At 34.5% G+C, this 24,507-nt stretch carries 24 protein-coding genes; 8 read left to right on the top strand and 16 right to left on the bottom strand.

The window, feature by feature from the left end; all coding sequences use genetic code 11:
- Positions 1-229: 229 nt before the first annotated feature.
- The 3 genes from glmS to BB050_RS08635 are packed head-to-tail and all read right to left on the bottom strand — an operon-like array spanning position 230 to position 4,549.
- Entirely contained in the window at positions 230-2,080 is a 1,851-nt protein-coding gene (gene glmS, locus BB050_RS08645; RefSeq protein WP_066033298.1) for a glutamine--fructose-6-phosphate transaminase (isomerizing), read from the bottom strand.
- 9 nt (positions 2,081-2,089) lie between these two features.
- Positions 2,090-3,721: a DUF4270 domain-containing protein gene (locus tag BB050_RS08640; RefSeq protein WP_066033297.1), complete on the bottom strand. Its 1,632-nt coding sequence runs from the start codon at positions 3,719-3,721 to the stop codon at positions 2,090-2,092.
- A 21-nt stretch (positions 3,722-3,742) separates the two neighbouring features.
- Positions 3,743-4,549: a glycogen/starch synthase gene (locus BB050_RS08635; RefSeq protein ID WP_008465476.1), complete on the bottom strand. Its 807-nt coding sequence runs from the start codon at positions 4,547-4,549 to the stop codon at positions 3,743-3,745.
- A 77-nt stretch (positions 4,550-4,626) separates the two neighbouring features.
- Between BB050_RS08635 and panC the strand changes: the two genes are divergently transcribed.
- From panC to BB050_RS08610, 5 genes are all read left to right on the top strand, one after another.
- Complete coding sequence (panC, locus tag BB050_RS08630) at positions 4,627-5,505, top strand: pantoate--beta-alanine ligase (RefSeq protein WP_066033296.1); 879 nt, start codon at positions 4,627-4,629, stop codon at positions 5,503-5,505.
- Positions 5,506-5,519: 14 nt separating this feature from the next.
- The gene (gene panD, locus BB050_RS08625; protein ID WP_008465481.1) at positions 5,520-5,870 is read left to right on the top strand and encodes an aspartate 1-decarboxylase; all 351 of its coding nucleotides are present in this window, start codon (positions 5,520-5,522) and stop codon (positions 5,868-5,870) included.
- Positions 5,871-6,075: 205 nt separating this feature from the next.
- On the top strand, positions 6,076-7,230 hold the full coding sequence (locus BB050_RS08620) for an alpha/beta hydrolase (RefSeq protein ID WP_066035123.1): 1,155 nt from the start codon (positions 6,076-6,078) through the stop codon (positions 7,228-7,230).
- The gene (radA, locus tag BB050_RS08615; RefSeq protein ID WP_066033295.1) at positions 7,230-8,591 is read left to right on the top strand and encodes a DNA repair protein RadA; all 1,362 of its coding nucleotides are present in this window, start codon (positions 7,230-7,232) and stop codon (positions 8,589-8,591) included. The genes BB050_RS08620 and radA overlap by 1 nt, the downstream gene beginning before the upstream one ends.
- Before the next feature lie 20 nt (positions 8,592-8,611).
- The gene (locus BB050_RS08610; RefSeq protein ID WP_066033294.1) at positions 8,612-10,576 is read left to right on the top strand and encodes a transglycosylase domain-containing protein; all 1,965 of its coding nucleotides are present in this window, start codon (positions 8,612-8,614) and stop codon (positions 10,574-10,576) included.
- Positions 10,577-10,611: 35 nt separating this feature from the next.
- Here the strand turns inward: BB050_RS08610 and BB050_RS21840 are convergent, their stop codons facing one another.
- From BB050_RS21840 to BB050_RS08595, 4 genes are all read right to left on the bottom strand, one after another.
- Positions 10,612-10,770 (bottom strand): hypothetical protein, encoded by a 159-nt coding sequence (locus BB050_RS21840; protein WP_164085585.1) that lies wholly within the window; start codon positions 10,768-10,770, stop codon positions 10,612-10,614.
- Between the two features lie 120 nt (positions 10,771-10,890).
- On the bottom strand, positions 10,891-11,928 hold the full coding sequence (locus BB050_RS08605) for an aldo/keto reductase (RefSeq protein WP_066033293.1): 1,038 nt from the start codon (positions 11,926-11,928) through the stop codon (positions 10,891-10,893).
- Between the two features lie 251 nt (positions 11,929-12,179).
- Complete coding sequence (locus tag BB050_RS08600; protein WP_008465496.1) at positions 12,180-13,124, bottom strand: OmpA/MotB family protein; 945 nt, start codon at positions 13,122-13,124, stop codon at positions 12,180-12,182.
- A 108-nt stretch (positions 13,125-13,232) separates the two neighbouring features.
- Positions 13,233-13,994 (bottom strand): exodeoxyribonuclease III, encoded by a 762-nt coding sequence (locus BB050_RS08595; protein WP_066033292.1) that lies wholly within the window; start codon positions 13,992-13,994, stop codon positions 13,233-13,235.
- A gap of 118 nt (positions 13,995-14,112) precedes the next feature.
- Between BB050_RS08595 and BB050_RS08590 the strand changes: the two genes are divergently transcribed.
- Positions 14,113-15,915, top strand: coding sequence for a GNAT family N-acyltransferase (locus BB050_RS08590; RefSeq protein WP_008465499.1), 1,803 nt, complete (start codon positions 14,113-14,115; stop codon positions 15,913-15,915).
- A 60-nt stretch (positions 15,916-15,975) separates the two neighbouring features.
- Here the strand turns inward: BB050_RS08590 and BB050_RS08585 are convergent, their stop codons facing one another.
- The 5 genes from BB050_RS08585 to BB050_RS08565 all read right to left on the bottom strand — a co-directional run bounded on the left by BB050_RS08585 (position 15,976) and on the right by BB050_RS08565 (position 18,845).
- Positions 15,976-16,341 carry a DUF805 domain-containing protein gene (locus BB050_RS08585; RefSeq protein ID WP_066033291.1) on the bottom strand — a complete coding sequence of 122 codons (366 nt, stop codon included), beginning with the start codon at positions 16,339-16,341 and terminating at the stop codon, positions 15,976-15,978.
- 195 nt (positions 16,342-16,536) lie between these two features.
- Positions 16,537-16,809, bottom strand: a complete 273-nt coding sequence (locus BB050_RS08580) for a TM2 domain-containing protein (RefSeq protein WP_066033290.1) — start codon at positions 16,807-16,809, stop codon at positions 16,537-16,539.
- Between the two features lie 77 nt (positions 16,810-16,886).
- Positions 16,887-17,351, bottom strand: a complete 465-nt coding sequence (locus BB050_RS08575) for a DUF2752 domain-containing protein (protein WP_008465506.1) — start codon at positions 17,349-17,351, stop codon at positions 16,887-16,889.
- The gene (locus BB050_RS08570) at positions 17,326-17,703 is read right to left on the bottom strand and encodes a DUF4234 domain-containing protein (RefSeq protein ID WP_008465507.1); all 378 of its coding nucleotides are present in this window, start codon (positions 17,701-17,703) and stop codon (positions 17,326-17,328) included. Before BB050_RS08570 ends, BB050_RS08575 begins: the two co-directional genes overlap by 26 nt.
- Before the next feature lie 191 nt (positions 17,704-17,894).
- On the bottom strand, positions 17,895-18,845 hold the full coding sequence (locus BB050_RS08565; protein WP_066033289.1) for a 2-hydroxyacid dehydrogenase: 951 nt from the start codon (positions 18,843-18,845) through the stop codon (positions 17,895-17,897).
- Positions 18,846-19,054: 209 nt separating this feature from the next.
- Between BB050_RS08565 and nhaA the strand changes: the two genes are divergently transcribed.
- Complete coding sequence (gene nhaA, locus BB050_RS08560) at positions 19,055-20,203, top strand: Na+/H+ antiporter NhaA (RefSeq protein ID WP_066033288.1); 1,149 nt, start codon at positions 19,055-19,057, stop codon at positions 20,201-20,203.
- Positions 20,200-20,742: a hypothetical protein gene (locus BB050_RS08555; protein ID WP_066033287.1), complete on the top strand. Its 543-nt coding sequence runs from the start codon at positions 20,200-20,202 to the stop codon at positions 20,740-20,742. Before nhaA ends, BB050_RS08555 begins: the two co-directional genes overlap by 4 nt.
- Before the next feature lie 165 nt (positions 20,743-20,907).
- Here BB050_RS08555 and proC read toward each other — a convergent pair whose 3' ends face one another.
- The 4 genes from proC to BB050_RS08535 form a co-directional block, all read right to left on the bottom strand.
- On the bottom strand, positions 20,908-21,684 hold the full coding sequence (gene proC / locus BB050_RS08550; protein WP_066033286.1) for a pyrroline-5-carboxylate reductase: 777 nt from the start codon (positions 21,682-21,684) through the stop codon (positions 20,908-20,910).
- Between the two features lie 111 nt (positions 21,685-21,795).
- Entirely contained in the window at positions 21,796-23,145 is a 1,350-nt protein-coding gene (gene mgtE, locus BB050_RS08545; RefSeq protein WP_008465512.1) for a magnesium transporter, read from the bottom strand.
- Positions 23,129-23,914, bottom strand: a complete 786-nt coding sequence (gene rsmA, locus BB050_RS08540) for a 16S rRNA (adenine(1518)-N(6)/adenine(1519)-N(6))-dimethyltransferase RsmA (protein ID WP_066035122.1) — start codon at positions 23,912-23,914, stop codon at positions 23,129-23,131. The genes mgtE and rsmA overlap by 17 nt, the downstream gene beginning before the upstream one ends.
- A 116-nt stretch (positions 23,915-24,030) precedes the next feature.
- The gene (locus BB050_RS08535; RefSeq protein WP_066033285.1) at positions 24,031-24,507 is read right to left on the bottom strand and encodes a nucleotidyl transferase AbiEii/AbiGii toxin family protein; all 477 of its coding nucleotides are present in this window, start codon (positions 24,505-24,507) and stop codon (positions 24,031-24,033) included.

Here is a 24,507-nt window from a genome sequence, read left to right as displayed (position 1 = left end):
ATATTTATCACACTTTTGCATAATATTTTAACTATTCACTAATTCATTTTATTAAAATAAAAACAAATAAAACCTACAGAAAAATCAGTTTACTATGCATACATATAAATTTTTATCAAAAAACTGAAAAATTCACAAAAATACATGTCTTCAAAAAAATTTTTGACAATAAAAAAAAGCGAGACCTAAATCTCGCTTTTTTAACATATTTAATATTTTAAAATAGAATCTATTCTACCGTAACCGACTTCGCTAAGTTACGAGGCTGGTCAACATTACAACCTCTCATAACAGCTATGTAATAAGAAAGTAATTGCAATGGAATTGTTGTAACCAATGGCGATAATGCATCTGAAGTTTCTGGAATTTCTATTACATAATCTGCCAATTCGCGAACTTGAATATCTCCTTTTGTAACTACAGCAATAATTTTACCGCTTCTTGATTTGATCTCCTGAATATTACTTACAATTTTATCGTAATGTCCTTGTTTTGGAGCAATAACAATAACAGGCATAAACTCATCAATTAAAGCAATCGGACCGTGCTTCATTTCGGCAGCCGGATAACCTTCTGCATGGATATATGAAATCTCTTTTAGTTTCAATGCACCTTCTAAAGCAACAGGGAAATTATACCCCCTACCTAAATAAAGACAGTTTGGCGAATCTTTAAAGGCAGCAGCAATTTCTTTCGCCTTATCATTTGTTTCTAGCGCTTCAGAAACTTTATCTGGAATGATTTCCAATTCTTGAAGATACGTATGGAAATCAGTATTTGACAACGTTCCTTTTGCTTTTCCTAAACGTAAAGCAATCATCGTTAGAACTGTAATCTGAGTAGTAAATGCTTTTGTAGAAGCCACTCCAATTTCTGGTCCTGCGTGTGTATAAGCACCAGCATGGCTTTCTCTAGAAATAGAAGAACCCACTACGTTGCAAACTCCAAACACAAATGCTCCATTTTCTTTAGCTAATTTAATAGCAGCCATAGTATCTGCAGTTTCACCAGATTGTGAAATTGCAATAACTACGTCATCTTTATTGATAATTGGGTTTCTGTATCTAAACTCAGAAGCATATTCTACCTCTACAGGAATACGTGTAAATTCCTCAAAGATATATTCTGCCACTAAACCTGCATGCCATGAAGTTCCGCACGCTACGATTAGAATACGTTTTGCATTTAAGAATTTCTCCAGATTATCTTCAACCCCAGCCATCTGAACAATTCCTTCATTTGCATGAAGTCTTCCTCTGTAAGTATCTTTAATTACACTTGGCTGCTCGTAGATTTCTTTAAGCATGAAATGATCATACCCACCTTTTTCAATCTGCTCCAAGTTCATTTGAAGTTCTTGAATATACGGATCTACTAAAGAGTCATCTTGGATTTTTCTGATTTTAATTGGCTTATGCAATCTGATATTAGCCATTTCGCCATCTTCTAAATAAACTGCATTAGAAGTATATTCAATAAATGGTGAAGCATCGGAAGCAACAAAATATTCTCCTTCTCCAACTCCAATTGCCAACGGACTTCCTAATCTTGCCGCTACAAGTTCGTTTGGATTCTTTTTATCAAAAACAGCAATTGCATACGCACCAACAACTTGATTCAATGCAATCTGAACCGCTTTCCCTAATTTAATATTTTCTTTCTTTTGAACCTCTTCTATTAAATTAACTAAAACTTCAGTATCCGTATCCGATTTAAAAGTATAACCTCTTTTGATAAGCTCCTCTTTCAAAGGTGCATAATTCTCAATAATTCCGTTATGGATGATTGCCAAATCTCCAGAATTAGAAAGATGAGGATGAGAATTCACGTCATTTGGAACCCCGTGAGTTGCCCAACGCGTGTGTCCAATTCCAATAGTTCCGTTTGTTGTAAAACCTTCATTGGCTTTAGCTTCAAGATCGGAAACCTTTCCTTTTGTTTTGCAAACTTTAATGCCCGACTCTTCGTCATATAGCATAACACCGGCACTATCATATCCTCTGTACTCAAGACGCTTCAAGCCCTTAATTACAATTGGATATGCGTCTCTATGACCGATATATCCAACAATTCCACACATATATATTTATTAATTTGGTTTCGTGTAGTATACTTCAAGTTTCAATCTTTTATCTTCCGGAATAGAGGCTTTTCCGCCATATAAGATTGTACCCAAAGGATTCATAACTGATGTTCTCGGCACTGCCGACATGATATCATTTTTATTCTTCAACGCATTAAACGCAATTGTTGACGAGCTTTGAGAAACCACCAGTCCTAAATCAACATTTTTAGCCGTCGCATCTTTAATCAAGTTACGAATATGGCCTGTGATTCTAATTTTATAATTTTTCCCTCTTTTATCAGATCCGACAGTAATAAGCCCTCCATAAGTCGAAGAAGCATCTGTAGAATAATCTGCTAAAACGGCATTATTTGTCAAATCATACAAATACACTCTATTTGGCTCTTCTGTACCAGCCATTTTATCGGCATCAATATAGAATACTAAATTAGCTTCGTTAACCTTCCAATTCTTTACCACAGCATTACTCCTCATTTCATCCAATTGATCCGGAACACCATTTGCTCCGCTTACCGGCTCACCTTTAGAATTATAACTCAATACATCCGTCGGATTAAAAAGCCTTACAACAGCTAGAGATCCTTGCCCGCCTTTTAAATAAAGCTTTTCATCCCCATCCGTTTTATTTACATTTGTAGTTATAGCGCTCGCAAAATCTGGATTTCGGACATCTTCAAGAAAATTGGCCGTACTACTGGTCGCTGACGAAAGGCCCTTTAAATTCAAAACAATTGTCTTTTCTTCTGTAGCATTGGCATCGTCTGTTGTAGACTCTGTTTTTGCTTTGTATTTAATTGTAACCTTACCTTCGCTAAAATTCATCAAGGCCATATTAGCAGGATTTGATCCAGATCTTTCAACATTAAAATACAAACCTCTAAAATACTCCTGAAAAACATCCTCTGCAGAAAGTTTCGTGGTAGCCGCGTTTAATATCTTACTTTGGAAAAAATCCTTATTAAGCTGTAGCGTCATTTGAGGTTTTTTCCTTTCAGTTGTTTCTTTTTTAGTATCAGGATCAATTGTTTTTATAACAATTTCTTTTGCATCAAAAAAGAACTCATCATTTTGCAAGATATCTCCATCGTTTAATCTTGCTCCTACTTTTTTATTATTAAATTCAGCATTTTGATCTGTATAATAAAACTGCGGCAATTGACTACCTCCACTAAAGTAACTAGTTCTCATCTGGATTCCAGACTCGTAAACGCTTAACTTCAACTTTCCATTTTTATCTCCATAAATAGAATCTAGTTCATATGTACTATTCCCTTCGTTATCTGTAGCCGTTACATGACTGTAATACGGAATTTCAAGTACAGCACTTTCAATTACAGGAGACTCTCCAATTGTTGGAGAATAAGAAACAAGACCAACCTGAGTTACGAAATTAGCAGTTGTAGTTCCAAAAAGTGGATTATCAAAAATACCAAGAGCATTTGGCGTCATACTATTCGACTGAATAGGAGTAACTTCTTGATTAAAAGCTAAAACATCATATTTTTCGGATTCAAGCCCAAAGTGATCATCTCCAACCAAACCATCACCAATCGCATTAAAATCTTTGTCGCAAGAATATAGAAAAACAGCCATTACAGCCAAAAGAGATTTCTTAAAAAAAGAAGTTTTATACATGTCTAATAATAAAATTAAAATTTAAAGTCCAAATGTTCTGTAGAAATTTGTATAAGCGTCAGCAAATCCATCTTTCCCGGCGAAAGGTAAAAAAGGTTTTCCTGAAGATTCTATAAATTTTGTTAAACTTGGAGAAACATTTTCTGATGCAATAATTACACCGTCAGAATGTAAGATGCTAGCTTTTAAAACATTCTCGTAATTTGGAGTTTCTAAATCTGATACAGCTTCATGAGGAACACCGTCAAATTTAACTTTATTGATCATTTCTAAATCTAAATTTTCATCAAACGATTGTCCGTAAACAGAAGTGATGATTTTAGTTTCAGAAAACAATGCTTCATGTTTATAATAATGCTTCATATAAATTGGCAGCATTGCTGCTAGCCAGCCATGAACATGTATAATATCTGGAACCCAGTTCAATTTTTTAACCGTCTCTACAACACCTTTTGCAAAGAAAATGGCTCTTTCATCATTATCAGGATACAAAGCACCTTCTTCGTCAGTAAAAGTAGCTTTACGTTTGAAATATTCATCATTATCAATAAAATAGACCTGGATTCTTTCTTTCGGAATCGATGCTACTTTAATAATCAATGGCATGTCTAAGTCATTCACTACCAAATTCATCCCTGAAAGTCTAATCACTTCATGCAATTGGTGTCTTCTCTCATTGATATTCCCATATCTTGGCATGAAAATTCTTATCTGACCGCCTTGGTCATTAATCATTTTCGGAACGTCATAAGACATTAAAGAAACCTCATTTTCAGCCAAATAAGGCACGACTTCAGATGATACGTATAATATCCTCTTATCTTTCATAATAGTATTTTACTTAATTTTGGTAATAAAAACGTCGCAAAATTACAAAATTTTATGCAGTTTATAACTAATATATTATGTTTGCACTAAATTTTAATAATACCTCAATGCATATTTTCTACAGTAAAGCAGCGTTGATAGCCTATCTTAAAACTATCAAAACCGCAAATTCAACTATCGGATTTGTACCAACAATGGGCGCTTTACACCAAGGACATTTGGCTTTAATGCAACGTTCGCTAAAAGAAAACGACGACACAGTAGTGAGCATTTTTGTCAATCCAACACAGTTTAACAACCCGGAAGATTTAGCAAAATATCCTAGGACACTAGAAGAAGATGTTAAGAAAATGCGTACATTAAGTGACAAAATCATTTTATACGCTCCTTCTGTTGATGATATTTATGAAGGAAATACCGTTTCGCAGACTTTCGATTTTGACGGATTAGAAAACCAGATGGAAGGAAAATTCAGACCTGGTCATTTTAATGGGGTTGGAACAATCGTGAAAAGACTTTTTGAAATTGTAACCCCAACAAATGCTTATTTTGGAGAAAAAGATTTTCAGCAACTTCAAATTGTTAAAAAATTAGTCGAAAAAACAGGATTACCGGTAAACATTGTGGGATGTCCTATTTTTAGAGAAGAAAATGAGCTAGCAATGAGTTCACGTAATGAACGTTTAACATCTCAGGAAAGAAAAGACGCTTCAATTATCTACAAAACCTTGACTGAAGCAAAAGAGATTTTTCAAAATAATAGCCCGCAAGAAACAATCGAATTTGTGGAAAATTCTTTCAAAGGCAACAAAGAGTTTGAACTGGAATATTTTGTTATTGCTGACGAATCTACACTTTTACCTATCAATCAAAAAGAGAATGACAAAAAATATCGCGCATTTATAGCGGTATTTGTTAATTCTATAAGACTGATAGACACCATTTCATTAAATTAATCTAACTTTGCATCATGCAAATTCAAGTTATAAAATCAAAAATTCATCGTGTTAAAGTAACTGGAGCCGATTTAAATTATATTGGCAGCATTACTATTGATGAAACGCTACTAGAAGCTTCAAATATTATTGAAGGCGAAAAAGTATCTATTGTTAACATTAATAATGGCGAACGTTTTGAAACTTACGCTATTAAGGGTGAGAAAAATTCAGGCGAAATCACTTTGAATGGTCCAGCTGCAAGAAAAGTTCAGAAAGATGACATCATCATTATCATTTCTTACGCAACATTGGACTTTGAAGAAGCGAAAACCTTCAAACCGTGGATTATTTTCCCTAATGAAAATGACAATTCTTTAACCTAAACCAATTCTTTCTTTTTAAGAATTTACTTTCTTTGTCAAAAGCTATTTTTGCACAAGGTATTCTTCTTTTGTCTCAATCCAAAAAAGATTCTGACGCTAAAACACTGTGCTTCAATTTTTACCCCATTTAAGAAAGAAGCAAATAAAATAGTATATTGCTACACTATTTTCCAATACTTTTTAATTTACTGAAATGCCACAAATCATGAAAAAAGTTTACCTACTGACACTTTTGATTTCGTTCTCGTCGTTTGCCCAAAAAACGTTCGATAATATTAAATCAGAAAAACTGGGAGAAGAACGTAGAATTACGATTGGACTTCCTGCTTCTTATGAAGCAAACAAAGACAAAAAATATCCTGTTCTTTATTTATTGGATGGAGATTACTTATTTGATCCGTTTTCTGGAGCCATAAGTTATGGTACTTATTGGGACGATATTCCAGAAATGATTATCATCGGAATTCATCAAAACAAAGATGAAGAACGCTACGATGACACAACAATTGATCAAAACGAAGGTCTTCCTTTTGAAAAAGGAGCAAAATTTTTCGAATTTATCGGAGCAGAATTAATTCCATACATTGAAAAAAAATACCGTACCTCGCCTTTCAGACTTATTGCAGGTCATGATGTAACCGCGAGTTTTGCTAATTTTTATTTGTATAAAGAAATTCCGCTTTTTAATGCCTACATCTGTCTAAGCCCAGAACTTGCCCCAAAAATGGAAGTGCGTATTGCTGAGAAGTTTGCCAAAATAAAAAGCCCAATTTTCTATTACCTTTCTGCTGGAGAAGGCGATATTAAGAAAATTAAAGAACCGATAGATAAATTAAACAGTAATATTAAAATTGCCAATAATCCGTTAGTGAATTATAAATACGATGTATTCAAAGGTGCAACACATTATACAGAAGTTTTGCATTCTATACCAAGTGCATTGTACCAGATCTTTGAAGTATACCGACCTATAAATTCTGCCGAATACAACGACAAAATTGCGGTTCTTCAAACAGGTTATGCAGAATATTTAGAAAAAAAATATGCAACAATGTCTGAAGTTTTAGGAGTTCAAATTCCAGTTCGAATGAGCGATTTTAAAGTAATGGAAAATCTTATTTTAAAGAGAAACGCTTATGATGAATTGGGAAAAATGGCTGAAATTGGAAATGTAAATTATCCAAAAGCCATGTTAGGAGAATATGAATTAGGTTTGATGTACGAAAAAATGGGCGATCCTAAACATGCTTCAAAAAAATACCAAAACGCTTCGCAAATGGAGCCAATTGGTGATTTGAACAAAGACTTGATGTATGAGAAAATTGACGAAATGAATACACTTGCTAAAAAAAGTAAATAATGTCAAAAGTTAAAACTTCCTTTTTCTGCCAAAACTGCGGAACCCAATATGCCAAATGGCAAGGGCAATGCAACGCGTGCAAAGAATGGAATACGATTGCTGAAGAAATTATCCAGAAACAGGATAAAGTAGCTTGGAAAAGCGAGCCTACTCCAACAAGCAAAGCACCAAAGCCTTTAAAAATTAACGAAATTGATTCCAAACAGGAAGTCCGAATGGACACAACCGACAGCGAATTGAATCGTGTTTTGGGTGGCGGACTTGTTCCTGGATCTTTAACACTTTTAGGTGGTGAACCCGGCATCGGAAAAAGTACACTTTTGCTTCAAGTTTCGTTAAAACTACCTTATAAGACATTATACGTTTCTGGAGAAGAAAGCCAGAAACAGATAAAAATGCGTGCAGAAAGAATTACGCCAAACAGCGACAACTGCTATATTCTTACTGAAACCAAAACGCAAAACATCTTCAAACAGATTGAAACCATTGAGCCTGAAGTAGTCATTATCGACTCGATTCAGACCTTACATACCGATTATATCGAATCTACAGCGGGAAGCATTTCCCAGATTCGCGAAACCACGGCAGAGTTGATCAAATTTGCTAAAGAAAGCAACATTCCAGTAATTTTAATTGGCCATATTACCAAAGACGGAAATATCGCAGGGCCAAAAATTTTAGAACATATGGTTGACACCGTTCTTCAATTTGAAGGAGATAGAAATCATATCTATAGAATTTTGCGTTCGCTTAAAAACCGTTTTGGTTCAACTTCCGAACTTGGTATTTATGAAATGCTGGGAAGCGGTTTACGCGAAGTAAGCAATCCTTCTGAAATTCTGATTTCCCATAAAGACGAAGAACTTTCGGGAACTGCAATTGCAACAACTCTAGAAGGCATGCGGCCGTTGATGATTGAAATACAATCTTTGGTTAGCACCGCAGTTTACGGAACTCCTCAGCGAAGCACAACAGGTTACAATGCCAAAAGGCTAAACATGATTTTGGCTGTTTTAGAAAAAAGAGCTGGATTCCGTTTAGGCGCAAAAGATGTTTTCCTGAATGTTACCGGAGGAATTTCTGTTGATGATCCTGCAATTGACTTGGCCGTTGTTGCCGCAATTTTATCTTCTAACGAAGACATTCCGGTTGGAAAAGGTTTCTGTTTTGCTGGCGAAGTTGGTTTATCTGGTGAAATCCGTCCTGTAAATCGTGTGGATCAGCGCATTCAGGAAGCCGAAAAATTAGGTTTCGATACTATCTTTGTTTCTAAATACAATAAAATAGCTTTAAAGAACACGGGAATTAAAATTGAACTTGTTGCAAAAATTGAAGATGTTGCCAGCATTCTTTTTGGCTGATTTCAAATACCTCTCCTTCTATGAATTTTCCAAAACAAAAAATATACAAGGTATTAAAAATACTAGGAATAGTAATTTTAGTGCTTTGCATTGGACTGTATTATTTTCGTAATTCACTTTTAAAACAGGCCATTGCAAAAGTTACCCACAAAATGGCTGTTCAATACAACAGTAATTTTTCTGTAGAATCAGCTTCTTTTGATGGTTTATCGACCATAAAATTGACAGATGTTGTTCTGGCTCCAATAAATGCAGATACTCTTGTCAAAATAAAAAATGTTGAAACCAGCATTAGCTTAAGTAATTTATTAATTGGAGATGTTCAAGTTGGAACTCTAAAAGTCGACAATGGCTATATTCAATTAGTAAAAAAAGGCAAAAAAAGAAACTTTGATGCTTTCTTAAAAAGAGACCGCGAAGAAACAGAATCTAACGAAAAACGCAAATATGCTTCGTTTGCTTATAGAATCATTTCTAAAGTCTTAAACTTGGTTCCAACTGATATGGATTTGAAAAACTTCAAATTCAAAATCGATGATAACGGAAAACAAACCAATTTTGATGTAGATAAACTAGTTTTAAGCAATAAACAACTCGAAACCAATCTTCATGTTCAAGCAAAAGATTTTGATCAACGTTGGAATATTAAAGGTTTTGCAGACCCGAGAAATAAAAAAGCAGATATTCGCTTTTTCAATTTGGACACAGGAGCTATTCGTGTTCCGTATTTGGATCAGCGTTATAACTTAAAAGCAAGTTTTGATTCTATTCGATTGAATGTTCAAAACATTGATAAAAGCGGAAGCGAATTGCATATTGATGGCTACACCTCAATTGCCAATCTTAAAATCAATCATCCAAAAATTGCGAGTAAAGATGTTATAATAAAAAATGCCCGTTTTGATTATCGCTTCTTATTGGGAGACAGTTTCATTTCGATTGACAGTACTTCGACAATGCAGTTGAACAAAATCAAAGTTCGTCCTTATATTTCTTATGATACTGAAAAAGATACCATTTATACTTTGAAAGTAAACATTCCGAAAATGAAAGCGCAGGATTTCATTGTTTCACTTCCTGATGGTTTATTTACGCATTTTCAAGGAATGCAGGCAACTGGAAATTTCGATTACAAACTGGATTTCAAATTCAACAAAAACAAACCAAATACACTTGTTTTTGACAGTAAGCTGAACAAAGAAGATTTACGAATCACTAAATATGGCGAAGCCGATTTAAACAAACTAAATGGCGAATTTGTCTATCGTGCCATTATTCAAAACGTATTGCAAAGACCTATTTTGGTCGGAAATGCGAATCCAAATTACACTCCTTTGGATCAAATTTCACCTTATTTAAGAAAATGTGTTTTAACGACAGAAGATCCTTCTTTCTTCTCACATCGCGGATTCATTAACGAAGCTTTCAAACAATCAATTCTGAAAAACATCAGAACGAAGAAATTCTCTCGTGGAGCCAGCACGATTAGTATGCAGTTGATTAAAAATGTTTTTCTGACCAGAGAAAAAACGCTTTCGCGAAAGCTTGAAGAAATTTTATTGGTTTACATTTTAGAAAACAACCGAATTGTAAGCAAGGAAAGAATGCTAGAAGTATATTTCAACATTATTGAATGGGGACCAAATGTGTACGGAATTGGAGAAGCAAGTCATTTTTATTTCCAAAAAAGCCCAGCCGACTTGAATGTAGATGAATGTTTGTACTTGGCAACGATTATTCCGAAACCAAGAAAATTCATGTATCAATTTAATGATGAAGGAAACTTAAAAGATTACGCCATTAAAAACCAGAAATTCTTAAAGAATTTGATGTTTAGAAGAGGACTTTTAGTTCCTGAAGATACCATTGGAATTTTACCTGTTTACATTTCTGGAAATGCTCGTTCGTTAATCAAAATAAAAGTTCCAGATTCGACAGCAATCAAAGCAGATTCTTTGGCTGTTGATGATGAATTTGATTTGTAATTTTCTGCCACTAAGGCACTAAGGCGCAAAGTTTTTTAAGCCTGTGAAATTTGCTCGCAAAGCCGCAGAGTCGCTAAGTTTAATCTATTAAATTCAATAGCGTCCAGCTTTAGCTGGATGAAAATATAACGCAAATCAAAGGGCTTTAGCCAAACTTTATCAGTTTGGCTAAAGCCCTTTTCTATTTCAATCATATTCCCCTGCTTAAGCTAGGGGCTATTCAAAAAACTTTGGGACTCTGCGACTTTGCGAGATTAAAAAACCTTAGCGCCTTAGCGCCTTCGTGGCAAAAAATCACCTTCGCACAAAAAACTTTAAGGCGCAGGATCAGGAATTATAGCCTGAACCGCATCAATTTCTGCTAAGATTTGCTTAGAAAGCGTAACATCAATTGTATCGATATTTTCTTTTAATTGTTCTAAAGTTGTAGCTCCGATAATAGCGCTTGTCAAAAATGGCTGTTGCAATACAAAGCCCATTGCCAATTGCGTTAACGTTAAACCATGTTTTTTCGCGATTTCCTGATACAATTTAGTCGCTTCAGTACATTGGTCGCTATTGTAACGTTTGTATTGCGGAAAAAGGTTAATTCTAGCTTTCGGGTGACTTTCTCCAGTCAAGAATTTTCCAGTCAAAACTCCGAAGGCTAAAGGAGAATATCCTAACAATCCAACATTTTCATATTTTGAAACTTCTGCCGAATTCACTTCAAATAAACGATTCAATAAAGAATACGGATTCTGAACAGTTTTAATTCTTGGCAGATTGTTGTATTTGCTTTCTTCCAGAAGACGCATCATTCCCCAAGCATTTTCATTAGAAACTCCAATGTGTTTGATTTTACCTTCTTTGATTAATACGTCAAAAGTTTCCAAAATTTCTCTGAAATTATCTTCCCAAACATCATCGTGTCCGTGAAAAGCGCGTGTTCCAAAATTATTTGTTTTTCTTTCCGGCCAATGCATTTGATACAAATCAATATAATCTGTCTGAAGTCGTTTTAAACTTTGCTCAACAGCAAACTTGATGCTCGTTGGCGAAAAATCCAGTTTCTCGCGCATATATCCAAAATTCGGATTTGGTCCAGCAATTTTAGAAGCCAAAATCACTTTATCGCGATTTCCAGATTTTTTAAACCAAGTTCCAATAATTTTTTCAGTGCTCCCGTAAGTTGCTTCACTCGCTGGAACCGAATACATTTCGGCTGTGTCAAAGAAATTAACCCCTCTTTCAAGAGCATAATCCATTTGTTCGTGTCCTTCAGCTTCTGTATTCTGCTGCCCGAAAGTCATCGTTCCAAGGCATATTTTACTAACTTTTATATCGGTATTAGGTAATGTAGTGTATTTCATTTTTTTTAAGATACTGAGTTGCTAAGATTCTAAGGTTCTAAATTTTTTTTCTTTATAATTATTAGCTTCAAAGATACAACAGGATTTTTCAAATGAGAATTTCACAATAGTTAAAAAAGAATAAGAATCTTTTACTAGTGTACTAAGTTGCTAAGATTCTAAGTTTTCTTATTACCAATAAAAAAGGATTCAAGTAAAACTTGAATCCTTTTTTGAATCTTAGGCCCTTAGTATCTCAGAACCTTAGCAACTTAATTAATACTATTAAGCATCTCCGCAATCTCGTCTAATCTTGGAGTCAAGATAATTTCGATTCTACGGTTTTTAGCTTTTCCTTCTGGAGTTGCGTTGCTTGCTAGTGGAGAAAACTCGCTACGTCCTGCTGCAGTTAATTTTTGTTTATTGATTTTAGGATTCTCGCTTAAAATCGCAACGATTGCAGTTGCTCTTTTTGTCGATAAATCCCAGTTATTTGCAATTGGTCCAGAACCAGCGTACGGATCATCGTCTGTATGTCCTTCAATCAAAACAGAAAGATCTGGATTATCACCTAAAACTTTTCCAAGTTCTACAACTGCTTTTCTACCTTCGGCGCCAACAGCCCAGCTTCCTGAATTGAAAAGCAATTTGTTTTCCATAGAAACATATACTTTTCCATTTTTATGTTCCACTGTCAAACCTTTACCTTCAAAACCAGTTAAAGCTTTAGATAAAGTTTCTTTCAGTTTACGCATTGCTTCTTCTTTTGCTGCAATCATATCTTCAAGTTCTTTCAAACGATTAGCCGTTTTATCCAAACGAGCTTGCTCATCTGCAAGAGCTTTTCCTTTTGCTTCCAACTGCGCTAATAATTCACGGTTTTTAGCCATGTTTTTCTCTAATGCATCATTGCTGTTTTTTTCCAATGCATTATAAGAATCCTGAAGCACTTTGTATTTCTTTTGCTCGGCAGCAAGATCAGCTTTTTGTTTTGCCAAATCATCATTAGCATTTGCTAAATCTTTAGTCAATTTATCACGATCGGTTTCTAACTGATTCTTCGCTTTCTTTAAACTTTCGTTTTCATCAGCAATAGAACGGTTTTCTTTTTTCAAATCAGAATATTTGGTTTCAAGATCATTGTAAATTTTCTTAGAAACACATGAAGTCGTGGACAAGGCTAATGCTAGTAATCCGATGGAGGCTTTTTTAATCATCTCTTTAATTGGTTTTTATTTTGGGCGTTTAATAATTTTTAAATTTCAAAATTCAATGCCAATTGCAATTTTAAAACTTAAACTTTTCAGCAAGAACAATACCAAAAATTAATCTATCTCAACTAAAATCGGGCAATGATCTGAATGCATAGCATCTGGAAGTATAACAGCTCTTTTTAACCTGTGCTCTAAAACATTGCTTACCAAATTATAATCAATACGCCAACCTTTGTTATTTCCTCTTGCTCCAGCACGGTAACTCCACCAAGAATAATGATGCGGTTCTTTGTTGAAATGACGGAAACTATCGATAAAGCCAGATTTCATGAAGGCATCCAACCAAGCGCGTTCTGCAGGAAGAAATCCTGAAACCGTTTTATTGCGAACCGGATCATGAATGTCTATCGCTTCGTGACAGATGTTATAATCTCCGCAGATAATCAGATTGGGAACCGTAAGTTTTAATTCATTAATATAATTTTGAAAATCATCCATAAACATAAATTTATGATCTAGCCTTTCAATGTTTGTTCCAGATGGAAGATATAAACTCATTACCGAAACATCATCAAAATCTGCACGAAGATTTCTTCCCTCAAAATCCATGTGATGAATTCCTGTTCCGTAAACAATATTATTCGGTTTTGTTTTAGAAAGAATTGCTACTCCGCTGTACCCTTTTTTGGTTGCAGGATAGTAATATTGAAACGGATAACCTGCTGCAGTAATATCATCTACCGGAATTTGATCCTGTGTAGCTTTTATTTCCTGAAGACATATTACGTCAGGATTTGCTTGTTGCAGCCATTCGATAAAGCCTTTGTTTATTGCCGCTCTAATTCCGTTTACATTATAAGAAATAATTTTCATCAGTGATTTTTTTAGGATTCCAAATGTAATAAAAAAGTGCAAAGTTTATCTTGGAAACAATGAAAAGTAGACTTTTTTGTTATCTTTGTTCGCTGTTCTAATAAATTAAAAGTAGTACATGGGTTTAGTTACCGCGAAAGAAGTTGCAAAGGCAATAAATGTTGAAAAGTACGGAGTTTTCGGTACCTTTTCTGGCTGGATTCTTATGAAGGTTCTTAAGATCTCGACCCTTAATAAAATTTACGATCGTAATAAACATTTGGAAGACCTTGACTTTTTGAATGGAATTTTGGACGAAATGGAAATTAAGTTCGAAATCCCTGAAGAAGATTTAAAACGTCTGCCAAAAGATGGTGCGTATATAACCATTTCTAATCATCCGCTTGGAGGAATTGATGGAATTTTGCTTTTGAAATTGATGCTTGAAAGAGAGCCAAATTTCAAAATCATTGCCAATTTCTTATTACATAGAATTGTTCCGATGAAAAAATACATTATGCCGGTTAATCCTTTTGAAAATCACAAGGATGCAAAATCGAGCGTAATTGGTATTAAAGAAACATTACGTCATTTGAGCGACGGAAAACCTTTAGGAATTTTTCCTGCGGGTGAAGTTTCAACTTACAAAGACGGTAAATTAGTAGTGGACAAACCTTGGGAAGAAGGTGCTATTAAACTAATCAGAAAAGCCAAAGTTCCGGTTGTTCCTATTTACTTTCATGCCAAAAACAGTAAATTATTCTACTGGCTTTCTAAAATTGATGATACTTTACGTACTGCAAAATTACCTTCTGAACTTTTAACACAAAAAGACCGCGTTATTAAAGTGCGTATTGGAAAACCGATTTCTGTAAGTGAACAAAATGAAATTGAATCTTTTGAAGAATACTCAGAATTCTTAAGAAAGAAAACCTATATGCTGGCTAATCCGTTTGAGAAAGACACCAAACTGATTGACACCGCGAGCCTTAAAATACCTAAAGCGCCTAAAAAAATTGTTACGCCTGCAAGCGAATCAAAATTGATTGATGAAGTTCAGGCATTACGTGATAGTGACAGCAGGTTTTTACAAAGCAAAAATTATGAAGTTTTCTTTGCAAGCGCAAAGGAAATTCCGAATATTTTACACGAAATTGGACGTTTACGCGAAATTACTTTCCGTGAAGTTGGTGAAGGAACAAACGAATCTATTGATATTGACGAATACGATCAATATTATCACCATATGTTTTTATGGGATGATGAAACCAAAAAAATCGCCGGTGCCTATCGTATGGGATTAGGTTCTGAAATCTATCCAAAATACGGTATTGAAGGTTTTTATCTGACCGATCTTTTTAGATTTGAACCAGAATTACATGATATGATGCACAAATCGATCGAAATGGGTCGTGCGTTTATCGTAAAAGAATATCAGCAAAAACCAATGCCTTTATTCTTGTTATGGAAAGGTATTATCCATACTACTTTGCGTCATCCTGAACACAAATATTTGGTTGGCGGAGTAAGTATCAGTAATCAGTTTTCAGATTTCTCTAAATCATTGATGATTGAGTTTATGAAATCGAATTATTACGATCCGTATATTGCGCAATACATTCACCCTAAGAAAGCGTACAAAGTAAAACTGAAAGACGCTGACAAAGATTTTATTTTTGACGAAGCAGAATCTGATTTGAATAAGTTTGACAAAATCATTGATGAATTGGAACCAGGAAACTTACGTCTGCCTGTTTTAATTAAGAAATACATCAAACAAAACGCCAGAGTAGTAGCTTTCAACGTTGATCCGTTATTCAATAATGCAATTGATGGTTTAATGTACATTAGAATTGCAGATATTCCAGAAAGCACGATGAAACCTGTAATTGAAGAGTTTCAAATCGAATTAGAAAAGAAATTATCTGAGAAAGAAGATTAATAAAACTTAAAAAGCCGTTTCAAAAAATTGAAACGGCTTTTTTTATTCAAACGAGAAAAATTATTCTTTCCCTATTTCATTAATTTCTTCTAATTGATTTTTAGGATCAGCACCATATTGATTTGGCCCTTTTTCACCCTCGATACAGCATAAGTATAGATTGTAAAATGGGATTAAAATAAACCATCCGCTTTTACCCACATCATGCATTCTTCTAACTCCTACTGCAATTCCAGGAAGTAAAACCGCTAAACTGTAAACATTAGCAATTATTACTAAACTTGGAGAAATTAATCCTGCAACAAAACCAAGAACAAAACTAATGATGATATTCAACAAAAAGAACATCCAATATTCTTGTCTTCTAGCTCTTCCACTAAAATTTGCGTAGTTCTCAAAAACTACCTTTTTGTACATTTCTAACATAACAAATCTTTTAAAATTTCCCTACTCTTAAGGATTTTCGGTTTCTCCTTTACTTTTTAACTAAGCGCAAGGTTACCCACTATTGATTTAATTTTCAGGACATAAAAGTCAAAATTGTATTAGAAAACGACATTTTTAAGCATAAAAAAATCCCATTCATTTCTGAATGGGATTTAGAGATAAATATATTTTCTTTTAAAACCAGCCTTTATAACCAATTTGGTACGTTTGATAAAATTCTTCATCGTCTCTGGTCAAATATATAATTCCTTCGATAACTCCAATTATACCGCCAATTCCAAAAGCCAAACCTAGAAGAAGCTGAATTATTCCTTCTTTGGTGTAACCCAAATAAAACTTATGGATTCCTAGATATCCTAATAAAATAGCTAGAATCCCAGCTAGCACTTTTTTATTTTCCTGTCCGTAACGCGGATTGTTCCAATCTTCTCTCTTTGTATTTTCCATGATCTTAATTTTTTAGTATTCTTAAAACTGTACTTAAACAAACAAATCTGATTGTTGCAAAATCAGATTATTGGATTTTAAAACCAAATTGACTGATGCAAGATATCATCAAAAGAGTTGTTTCTCACAAATAAAATCAATCTTATAAGATGATAAACGCCTAGAAAAATAGCCAATCCATAAGCCAACTTTCTGTTGTATAAAAGTGCGTTAAAATATTCTTTTTTGGTAATTAATTCTGTAGTCAAAACAACAATCGTTACAGCACAAAAAGCAATAACAAAAGGACCCAAAATATGATAAGAAATTGATTTGTATAGATCTCCCTGATAAAAATAGACTAAGGATTTGGTAATTCCGCATCCTGGACACGGAAAACCTGTCAGCATCTTAAAAGGGCATAATGACTGATCGGTTTCTAAATGATCATTATGATTATGAAGCATTAAAAAAAACGGAACTATCAGTGTAATTGCTGCACCGATAATTCCGTAAATTTTACGTCTTGTTTGGGTATTATTTATATAATCTGTTGATATCACCTTGTACAATCATTGCCGCCGCAATAGGAAAAAAGAATCCTAAAACAATTAATAAAGTAGATTGGTCTTTTTGAAGTTCACCAGTTTTCTCATACACTTTTGGCAAAGCATCTTTACCAGCCAAGTAGTAGAAATAAATATTAACTGGCATACAACAACCTGCAAAAATTGCAACTGGCTGTGAAATAACTTCTCTTTTTGCCACAGCATTAAAAACCTCAGCTACTTTAATATTCCAATAAATTAAATACAATCCGCAAGTTAAAAATCCAAATAGTAAAACCATGATAGGATCTACTTTAAATACTGGGATTTGTTCTTCAAAATTATTCGATGTTTCTTGTAATTCCATCTTCGTTTAAAAAATTTATTAATTCCTACTCTTCGGATTTTCGGCTTTCTCCAAACTTCAAAAACAAATCTATTTAGACTCATTCTTTTAAAATTCGGAAACAATATTATTAAAAATTAACAAATAAAACTAATCTCACTAAATAAAATTTACAGGAAAAAACTCGTTATTAAATTCTAAAGGGTTGCAGCCTAGTTTTTGCCATACACAGCTTTAATTTTGTCAACAATTACCTGTGCTAGACGTTCATGGCTTTCAAAAGTCCAACCCGCAATATGAGGCGTCAGCAAGACATTTTTAGCTTCCATAAGATATTGAAGCGCTTCCGGCGTATTGTTTTCTTGAAATAAAGTTTCAAAAGAAAGTTTTTCATATTCCAAAACATCCAAACCAGCTCCTAATACTTTTTTCTCTTTCATTGCTTCAACTAAATCGGCTGTAACGATGTTTTTACCACGCGAAGTGTTTATAATCCAAAACGGCTTTTTAAACGCATTTATAAAGCTTTTGTTGATCATTTTATCTGTTTCTGGTGTCCAAGGAAGGTGAAGGCTTAAAACATCTACTTTTTCGCGTAATTCTTCCAATGAAACCTGTTTCGCATTTTCGTCGCCAACATTATCTAAAATGTCGTAGCATAAAACCTCTGTTTCAAAACCTCTTAATTTTTTGGCAAAAGCTTTTCCCATATTTCCATAACCGATAATCCCAACTGTTTTTAAATCCAATTCATGACCACGATTGCTTTCACGATTCCAATGCCCCGCTTTTACTTCAGTATCAGCTTGATTTAAATTATTAAACAATGACAAAATCATTCCCAACGAATGTTCTGCAACAGCGTTGCGATTTCCCTCTGGAGCAGCAATTAGATTAATTCCTTTTGCTGAAGCATATTCACAATCAATGCTTTCCAGGCCGGCACCAACTCTTGCAATAAATTGCAAATTTGTTGCAGCGTCCAAAAAAGTCTTATCAATCTTGAATCGGCTTCGAATTACGATTCCGTTATAATCTTGAATTTTTGCTTCGATTTCTTCTTTTGAAGATTTAAAATCGGCGTGGTTTTCAAAACCAGCTTCTTCTAATTGATTCCAAAGAATTGGATTATTGCTGTCGATATGAAGAATTTTTATGCTCATTTTAATTGAATTTTTATGCAAACAAAAATACGGTTAATTTAATCTCGCAAAGACACAAAGCCGCAAAGTTTTACCAGTGATAATAAACTTTGAACCTCTGAATCTTTGCGCCTTTGCTCCTAAACTTTTTATTGCTCGGATTTTTTTTTAACTTTGAAAGAATAAGGATTTCGCAATCCATCATATAAATCTTCAGAAAATCTTCCCTAATGAAACTTACCAAGACTTTTAAAGCCTTTTTTGAAAACGAAAAATCGGGAGGAATCATCTTGCTCTTTGTCACGATTTTATCTCTTTATCTCGCTAACTCTTCTGTTCAAGTTCCATACGTTGCTTTTTGGGAAAAAGAAATTGCAGGACATTCTATAACCGACTGGATCAACGACGGATTGATGACTATTTTCTTCCTCTTGATCGGATTGGAGTTGGAACGCGAGATTTATCATGGCGAATTATCTAATATTAAAAATGCTTCTCTTCCAATTATGGCGGCTTTTGGAGGAATGCTAGTTCCTGCAGCGATTTTCTTGGCTTTAAATTACGGAACAACCACACAAAATGGAGCCGGAATTCCTATGGCTACCGATATTGCTTTTGCCATCGGAATTTTGTCGCTTCTTGGAAACAAAGTGCCTGCTTCCTTAAAAGTCTTTTTAACCGCTTTGGCTGTTATTGACGATTTAGGAGCCATAATAGTTATTGCCGTTTTTTACACCACATCAATTTCTTTTTTGAATCTTGGAATCGCACTTGGAATCTGGGGTTTATTATTCATCTTAAACCGAATGAAAATCCACAATCTGATTCCGTATTTAGTTGGCGGAGCCATAATGTGGTATTTTATGCTTAATTCAGGCGTTCATGCAACCATTACAGGAGTAATTTTAGCATTTGTAATTCCGTTTGGCGATGGCGGAGAAAAAACCTCATCGTATCGATTACAGCACTTTTTACATCAGCCCGTTGCTTTTTTTATCCTTCCATTGTTTGCAGTAGCCAATACGGCCTTAACAATCACTGAAAACTGGCATGAAGGCCTTAATCACGTTAACACATACGGAATCATTCTCGGACTTGTAGTGGGCAAACCGCTAGGAATTTTGCTTTTCTCGTCTGTTGGCGTAACATCTGGTTTGTGCATGTTGCCTAAAAACTTAAAATGGGCACATATTTTAGGCGCAGGAATGCTAGGCGGAATTGGTTTCACCATGTCAATATTTATTACGGTTCTTGCTTTCAAAAATCCTGAAATCATTGTTTTTTCTAAAATAGCGATTCTTATTGCTTCATTTTTAGCAGGTTTAACAGGTTTTTTATATTTAAAATATATTCTCAACAAAAAGACCAACAAAGGATGATCAATAATTACAAACCGAAATATCTTCTATATCTTTCTATTTTTGGATCGATTATCGTATCGTGCAATAAGAAAACCGAAACTATATCAGATAAAAAACCCGAAAGAATAATTTCCTTTAGCAATAAAAAACCAGTCGTATCTGCGAAAGATTCTATTTCTGGAACTTATATTTCTAAAGCTGAAGATTGCAATATCTCATTGACTATCTCGAAAGATAAAAAAGACTATAAATATACTTTTACGACTCAAAACAGAAGTTTAAAAGGAAAAGCTATTTTTTCTAAAAGTAGTTCTGGCGAAAAATATATTTCTTTAGAAGGAATTCAATGGGACGAATACGAAGGCGATATTAGCAATGAAGATGATACTGATTCTGATAATTCTAAAGATTTAGAAATCCCCGTTGGAATAGATGCTTTGTATGTAAAAGACACTTTGACAATTCAGAATTACGGAAATGCGATGAATTCGTATACGAAGATTTCTGAGTGTGGATTAAAGTATATTCAGCTTATTAAAGCAAATTCCAAAAAGTAAAAATTTCAAATTCCAAGATATTCGATAATATTTGTCATTCTTAGGAACTAAGAATAACAAAACTGTGGTTAGATTTATAAAACAAAAAAATTCCAAACACCAGCTTTAAAATTGGAATTTGGAATTTAAATATTGAAATTTAAAATATTAGAATTTCTTTAAAACCTAACCTTTGATTTGTTTCAAAGAAGTCTTGATTCCTTTGATTAATGATGAACTGAAGCCATTATGCTCCATTTCATTTAAACCGACAATTGTACAGCCTTGCGGTGTTGTTACACGGTCAATTAATTGTTCTGGGTGCACTCGTTCTTCTAAAAGCATTTTAGCCGCTCCTTTTACCGTTTGAGCTGCAATTGCTAAAGCGGTATTAGAATCAAATCCTATTTCGATTCCTGCTTGCATAGACGCACGAATATAACGTAATGCATATGCTGTTCCGCAAGCACCTAAAACTGTCGCTGCATCCATTAATTTTTCATCGATTACAGGAGCCGTTCCTAAATCTTGGAATAAGTCAACAACTGGCGACGCATTTGATGCATATTTTTCAGGGAAAGAAATACAAGTTGCCGATTCTCCAAACTGAGCCGCAATATTTGGCATAATGCGCACTACAGGATACTCATAATTGGTTTTAGACTGAAGCATATCCAAAGACAATCCGCTTACTGCAGAAGCAATTGTTTTGTTTTGGATAACTGGCAGAATTTCGGCCAAAACAGTATCAACCTGATACGGTTTTATGGTTAAGATTACAACATCGGCTTCCTGAATGTTGTGTTTATTATCGTTAGAAACTGTAATTCCATATTCTGATAAATATTGAATACTTGCAGTGTTTCTTCTAGTGACAGTAACTTGGTTGTTTTTCGAGAATTTGGCAATTCCCAAGGCAATAGAAACCCCAAGGTTTCCTCCTCCAATAATGTGTACTTTCATTTTGGTTTGGCTTTAATTTATTTCTGGTTGGTAAACAGCATTTTCCGCCTGCAAATTACGCAGATTTTAGAGATTTTAAATCACTGCAAAAGGCTAATTTGTGGCAAAAATCTAGAATCCAAGAATCAGATTTGCAACTCCAAAGTATAACATGATTCCGAATACGTCGTTGGTCGTTGTAATAAACGGACCAGTTGCAATCGCGGGATCAATTTTGTTTTTGTTAAGAAAAAGTGGCACTAAAGTTCCTAAAGTTGCGGCAAAAAGAATTACCACAATCATCGAAATTGAAATCGCAAATCCTACCAAATATTGCTGATACATTATAGAATGATATCCTAATAAAAGCAATGAAATAATACTTCCTGAAATCATCGAAACGGTAATTTCTTTAGTGAAATAACCTCGGCTGAAATCTTTTAAAGTTCCATTGGCCAAACCTTGCACCACGATTGCTGAAGCTTGAACACCAATATTACCTGCAGTCGCAGAAAGTAAAGGCACAAATATGATTAAGGTAGAATATTTTTGAAAAGTTCCTTCATTTCCTTTCAATACAAAAGAAGCCACAATTTCGATTACCATTCCGATCAAAAGCCAAGGCAAACGCGCTTTGGTTAATTCGTAAACACTGTCATTCGATTCAACGTCTTGCGTAATACCCGCCGCTAACTGGTAATCTTTATCAGCTTCTTCCTTGATTACGTCTACGATGTCGTCGATGGTAATTCTTCCGACCAATCGGCCCAACTCGTCAACAACCGGAATAGCCTCTAAGTCGTACTTCTGCATGATACGAGCTACCTCAACATCTTCAGTATCAACTTTTACAAAATTTAATTTTCGGATATAAACGTCACCAATTTGAGTTTTGGTCGAAGAAGTCAATAAATCTTTTAGTGATAATCTTCCTTTTAATCGGTTTTCATCGTCAACTACGTAGATGGAATGCACTCTAGAAACATTCTCTGCCTGAATACGCATTTCTTTCACACAGGTTAAGACAGTCCAGTTTTCATTCACTTTTACAAGCTCCTTTCCCATCAAACCACCAGCCGTGTTTTCGTCGTAGCGCAAAAGATCAACAATGTCTTTGGCGTGTTCAACGTCGACAAGCTCAGAGATTACTTCTGCTTTTATTTCCTGCGAAAGTTCGGCGATAATGTCGGCAGCGTCATTGGTTTCAAGCTCATCAAGCTCTTCAGCAATTTCCTTTGGCGAAAGTCTGCTTAAGATGTTTTCGCGCAAATCTTCTTCTAGTTCTAGAAGAATTTCGGCTGTTTTATCACTATCTAAAACCTTGAAGATATAAGTTGCCTCATCGAAATCTAATTCGTCTAAAATTTCGGCAATATCCGCATGGTGCAGATCATTAAGCAAAACTTCCAGTTCACTGTCGTTTTTCTTATTGATCAGCTCCTCTAACTGATGTATAAATTCTTTACTAACTTTGAACTCCATTGGCTTCTATTTTTAGAGTTAGTTCAATAAATTCATCTACGCTTAACTGCTCCGGACGTTTATCAAAGATAGTGTCTTCTCGCAAATTGTCTGATAAATTTAATGTTTTCAAACTGTTACGTAATGTTTTTCGTCTCTGCTGAAAAGCGGTTTTTACAACTGTAAAAAATAACTTTTCGCTGCAAGGAAGACTATAATCTTCCTTTCGGGTCATTCTCATCACACCCGATTTCACCTTGGGCGGAGGAATAAAAACGTTTTCATTAACCGTAAACAGGTACTCTGTATCATAGAAAGCCTGAGCTAAAACTGATAGTATTCCGTAGGTTTTTGAGCCTTTCTTTTCGCAGATGCGCTCGGCTACTTCTTTTTGGAACATTCCAGAAAACTCTGGAATCTGATCTCTAAGTTCTAATGTTCTAAAAACAATCTGAGAAGAAATATTGTACGGAAAGTTGCCTATTATGGCAAACTGTTTATTTTGGTAAACTTCATTAATATTATATTTCAGGAAATCCTGAGAAATAATCTTGTCTTTTAATTTTGGATAATTGGCATCCAAGTAGGCTACAGACTCGGTATCGATTTCTATAACATGTGTATTAATTGGCTTTTCAAGTAAATACTTAGTAAGCACGCCCATCCCTGGTCCTATTTCTAAAACCTCATCGTATCCTTTAAGAGTCAAAGTATCTGCAATTGCTTTTGCGATACTTTCGTCTTTAAGGAAGTGCTGTCCTAAATGTTTTTTGGCTTTTACTTTTTCCATTTCATTTCTTGTTTGCCACGAGGCTGCAAAAGTATTCTTTTTTGTTGCAAAGGCACTAAGCTTCTTTATTTTTTTTTGCCACATCCCGATAACTATCGGAACAAAGACACAAAGTATTATTTTTTGTTTATTTCACGTAGTTGTTGAACATCGAATAAATCTTTTGCTCGATTTGCTTTAATTTTACTTGTAATCAAATCTTCCAAGGACAAAACATTCCATTTTAAAAATGTTTTTCCATTTACAGTAACTTCCTCACTATCATTATAAGCCTCTTCAAAGCTTTTATTCACTGAAAACTTTGTTATAAGCTCTAAATCTAAATCAACAGGAGAAAATTTGATTGATATATTTTGTTGTTGCTGCTTTACATTTTCAGGAAAATCATCAATTTCATACCCCATTTCGTTAAAGACAAACAATAATTTTTTAAAATTTTCCTCAGTAGTTTCTATCCAAAAATCAACATCTGCAGAGTGTCTCTGATACCCATGAAAATTCACAGCACCACCTCCAACCATAAGCATTCGAACATTATGCTTAGCAGCTAATGATATAAACTCATCAATATTCTGATCCCAAAGCTTTGACAT

Source organism: Flavobacterium anhuiense, from assembly GCF_001705175.1.
In the GTDB taxonomy this organism is placed as follows: Bacteria; Bacteroidota; Bacteroidia; order Flavobacteriales; family Flavobacteriaceae; genus Flavobacterium; species Flavobacterium anhuiense.
This window is presented reverse-complemented; position numbering and strand designations above follow the sequence as displayed.

Excerpts from the sequence above, each read along its gene's own strand:
- BB050_RS08555 (WP_066033287.1), top strand. The coding sequence starts at position 20,200 with ATGATCAATAATTACAAACCGAAATATCTTCTATATCTTTCTATTTTT.
- BB050_RS08595 (WP_066033292.1), bottom strand. The coding sequence starts at position 13,994 with ATGAAAATTATTTCTTATAATGTAAACGGAATTAGAGCGGCAATAAAC.
- BB050_RS08580 (WP_066033290.1), bottom strand. The coding sequence starts at position 16,809 with ATGGAAAATACAAAGAGAGAAGATTGGAACAATCCGCGTTACGGACAG.
- BB050_RS08565 (WP_066033289.1), bottom strand. The coding sequence starts at position 18,845 with ATGAGCATAAAAATTCTTCATATCGACAGCAATAATCCAATTCTTTGG.
- BB050_RS08600 (WP_008465496.1), bottom strand. The coding sequence starts at position 13,124 with ATGATTAAAAAAGCCTCCATCGGATTACTAGCATTAGCCTTGTCCACG.
- BB050_RS08635 (WP_008465476.1), bottom strand. The coding sequence starts at position 4,549 with ATGAAAGATAAGAGGATATTATACGTATCATCTGAAGTCGTGCCTTAT.
- BB050_RS08605 (WP_066033293.1), bottom strand. The coding sequence starts at position 11,928 with ATGAAATACACTACATTACCTAATACCGATATAAAAGTTAGTAAAATA.
- glmS (WP_066033298.1), bottom strand. The coding sequence starts at position 2,080 with ATGTGTGGAATTGTTGGATATATCGGTCATAGAGACGCATATCCAATT.
- BB050_RS08590 (WP_008465499.1), top strand. The coding sequence starts at position 14,113 with ATGGGTTTAGTTACCGCGAAAGAAGTTGCAAAGGCAATAAATGTTGAA.
- BB050_RS08610 (WP_066033294.1), top strand. The coding sequence starts at position 8,612 with ATGAATTTTCCAAAACAAAAAATATACAAGGTATTAAAAATACTAGGA.
- nhaA (WP_066033288.1), top strand. The coding sequence starts at position 19,055 with ATGAAACTTACCAAGACTTTTAAAGCCTTTTTTGAAAACGAAAAATCG.
- mgtE (WP_008465512.1), bottom strand. The coding sequence starts at position 23,145 with ATGGAGTTCAAAGTTAGTAAAGAATTTATACATCAGTTAGAGGAGCTG.
- BB050_RS21840 (WP_164085585.1), bottom strand. The coding sequence starts at position 10,770 with ATGATTGAAATAGAAAAGGGCTTTAGCCAAACTGATAAAGTTTGGCTA.
- BB050_RS08585 (WP_066033291.1), bottom strand. The coding sequence starts at position 16,341 with ATGTTAGAAATGTACAAAAAGGTAGTTTTTGAGAACTACGCAAATTTT.
- proC (WP_066033286.1), bottom strand. The coding sequence starts at position 21,684 with ATGAAAGTACACATTATTGGAGGAGGAAACCTTGGGGTTTCTATTGCC.
- BB050_RS08640 (WP_066033297.1), bottom strand. The coding sequence starts at position 3,721 with ATGTATAAAACTTCTTTTTTTAAGAAATCTCTTTTGGCTGTAATGGCT.
- radA (WP_066033295.1), top strand. The coding sequence starts at position 7,230 with ATGTCAAAAGTTAAAACTTCCTTTTTCTGCCAAAACTGCGGAACCCAA.
- rsmA (WP_066035122.1), bottom strand. The coding sequence starts at position 23,914 with ATGGAAAAAGTAAAAGCCAAAAAACATTTAGGACAGCACTTCCTTAAA.
- panC (WP_066033296.1), top strand. The coding sequence starts at position 4,627 with ATGTTTGCACTAAATTTTAATAATACCTCAATGCATATTTTCTACAGT.
- BB050_RS08570 (WP_008465507.1), bottom strand. The coding sequence starts at position 17,703 with ATGGAATTACAAGAAACATCGAATAATTTTGAAGAACAAATCCCAGTA.
- BB050_RS08535 (WP_066033285.1), bottom strand. The coding sequence starts at position 24,507 with ATGTCAAAGCTTTGGGATCAGAATATTGATGAGTTTATATCATTAGCT.
- panD (WP_008465481.1), top strand. The coding sequence starts at position 5,520 with ATGCAAATTCAAGTTATAAAATCAAAAATTCATCGTGTTAAAGTAACT.
- BB050_RS08620 (WP_066035123.1), top strand. The coding sequence starts at position 6,076 with ATGAAAAAAGTTTACCTACTGACACTTTTGATTTCGTTCTCGTCGTTT.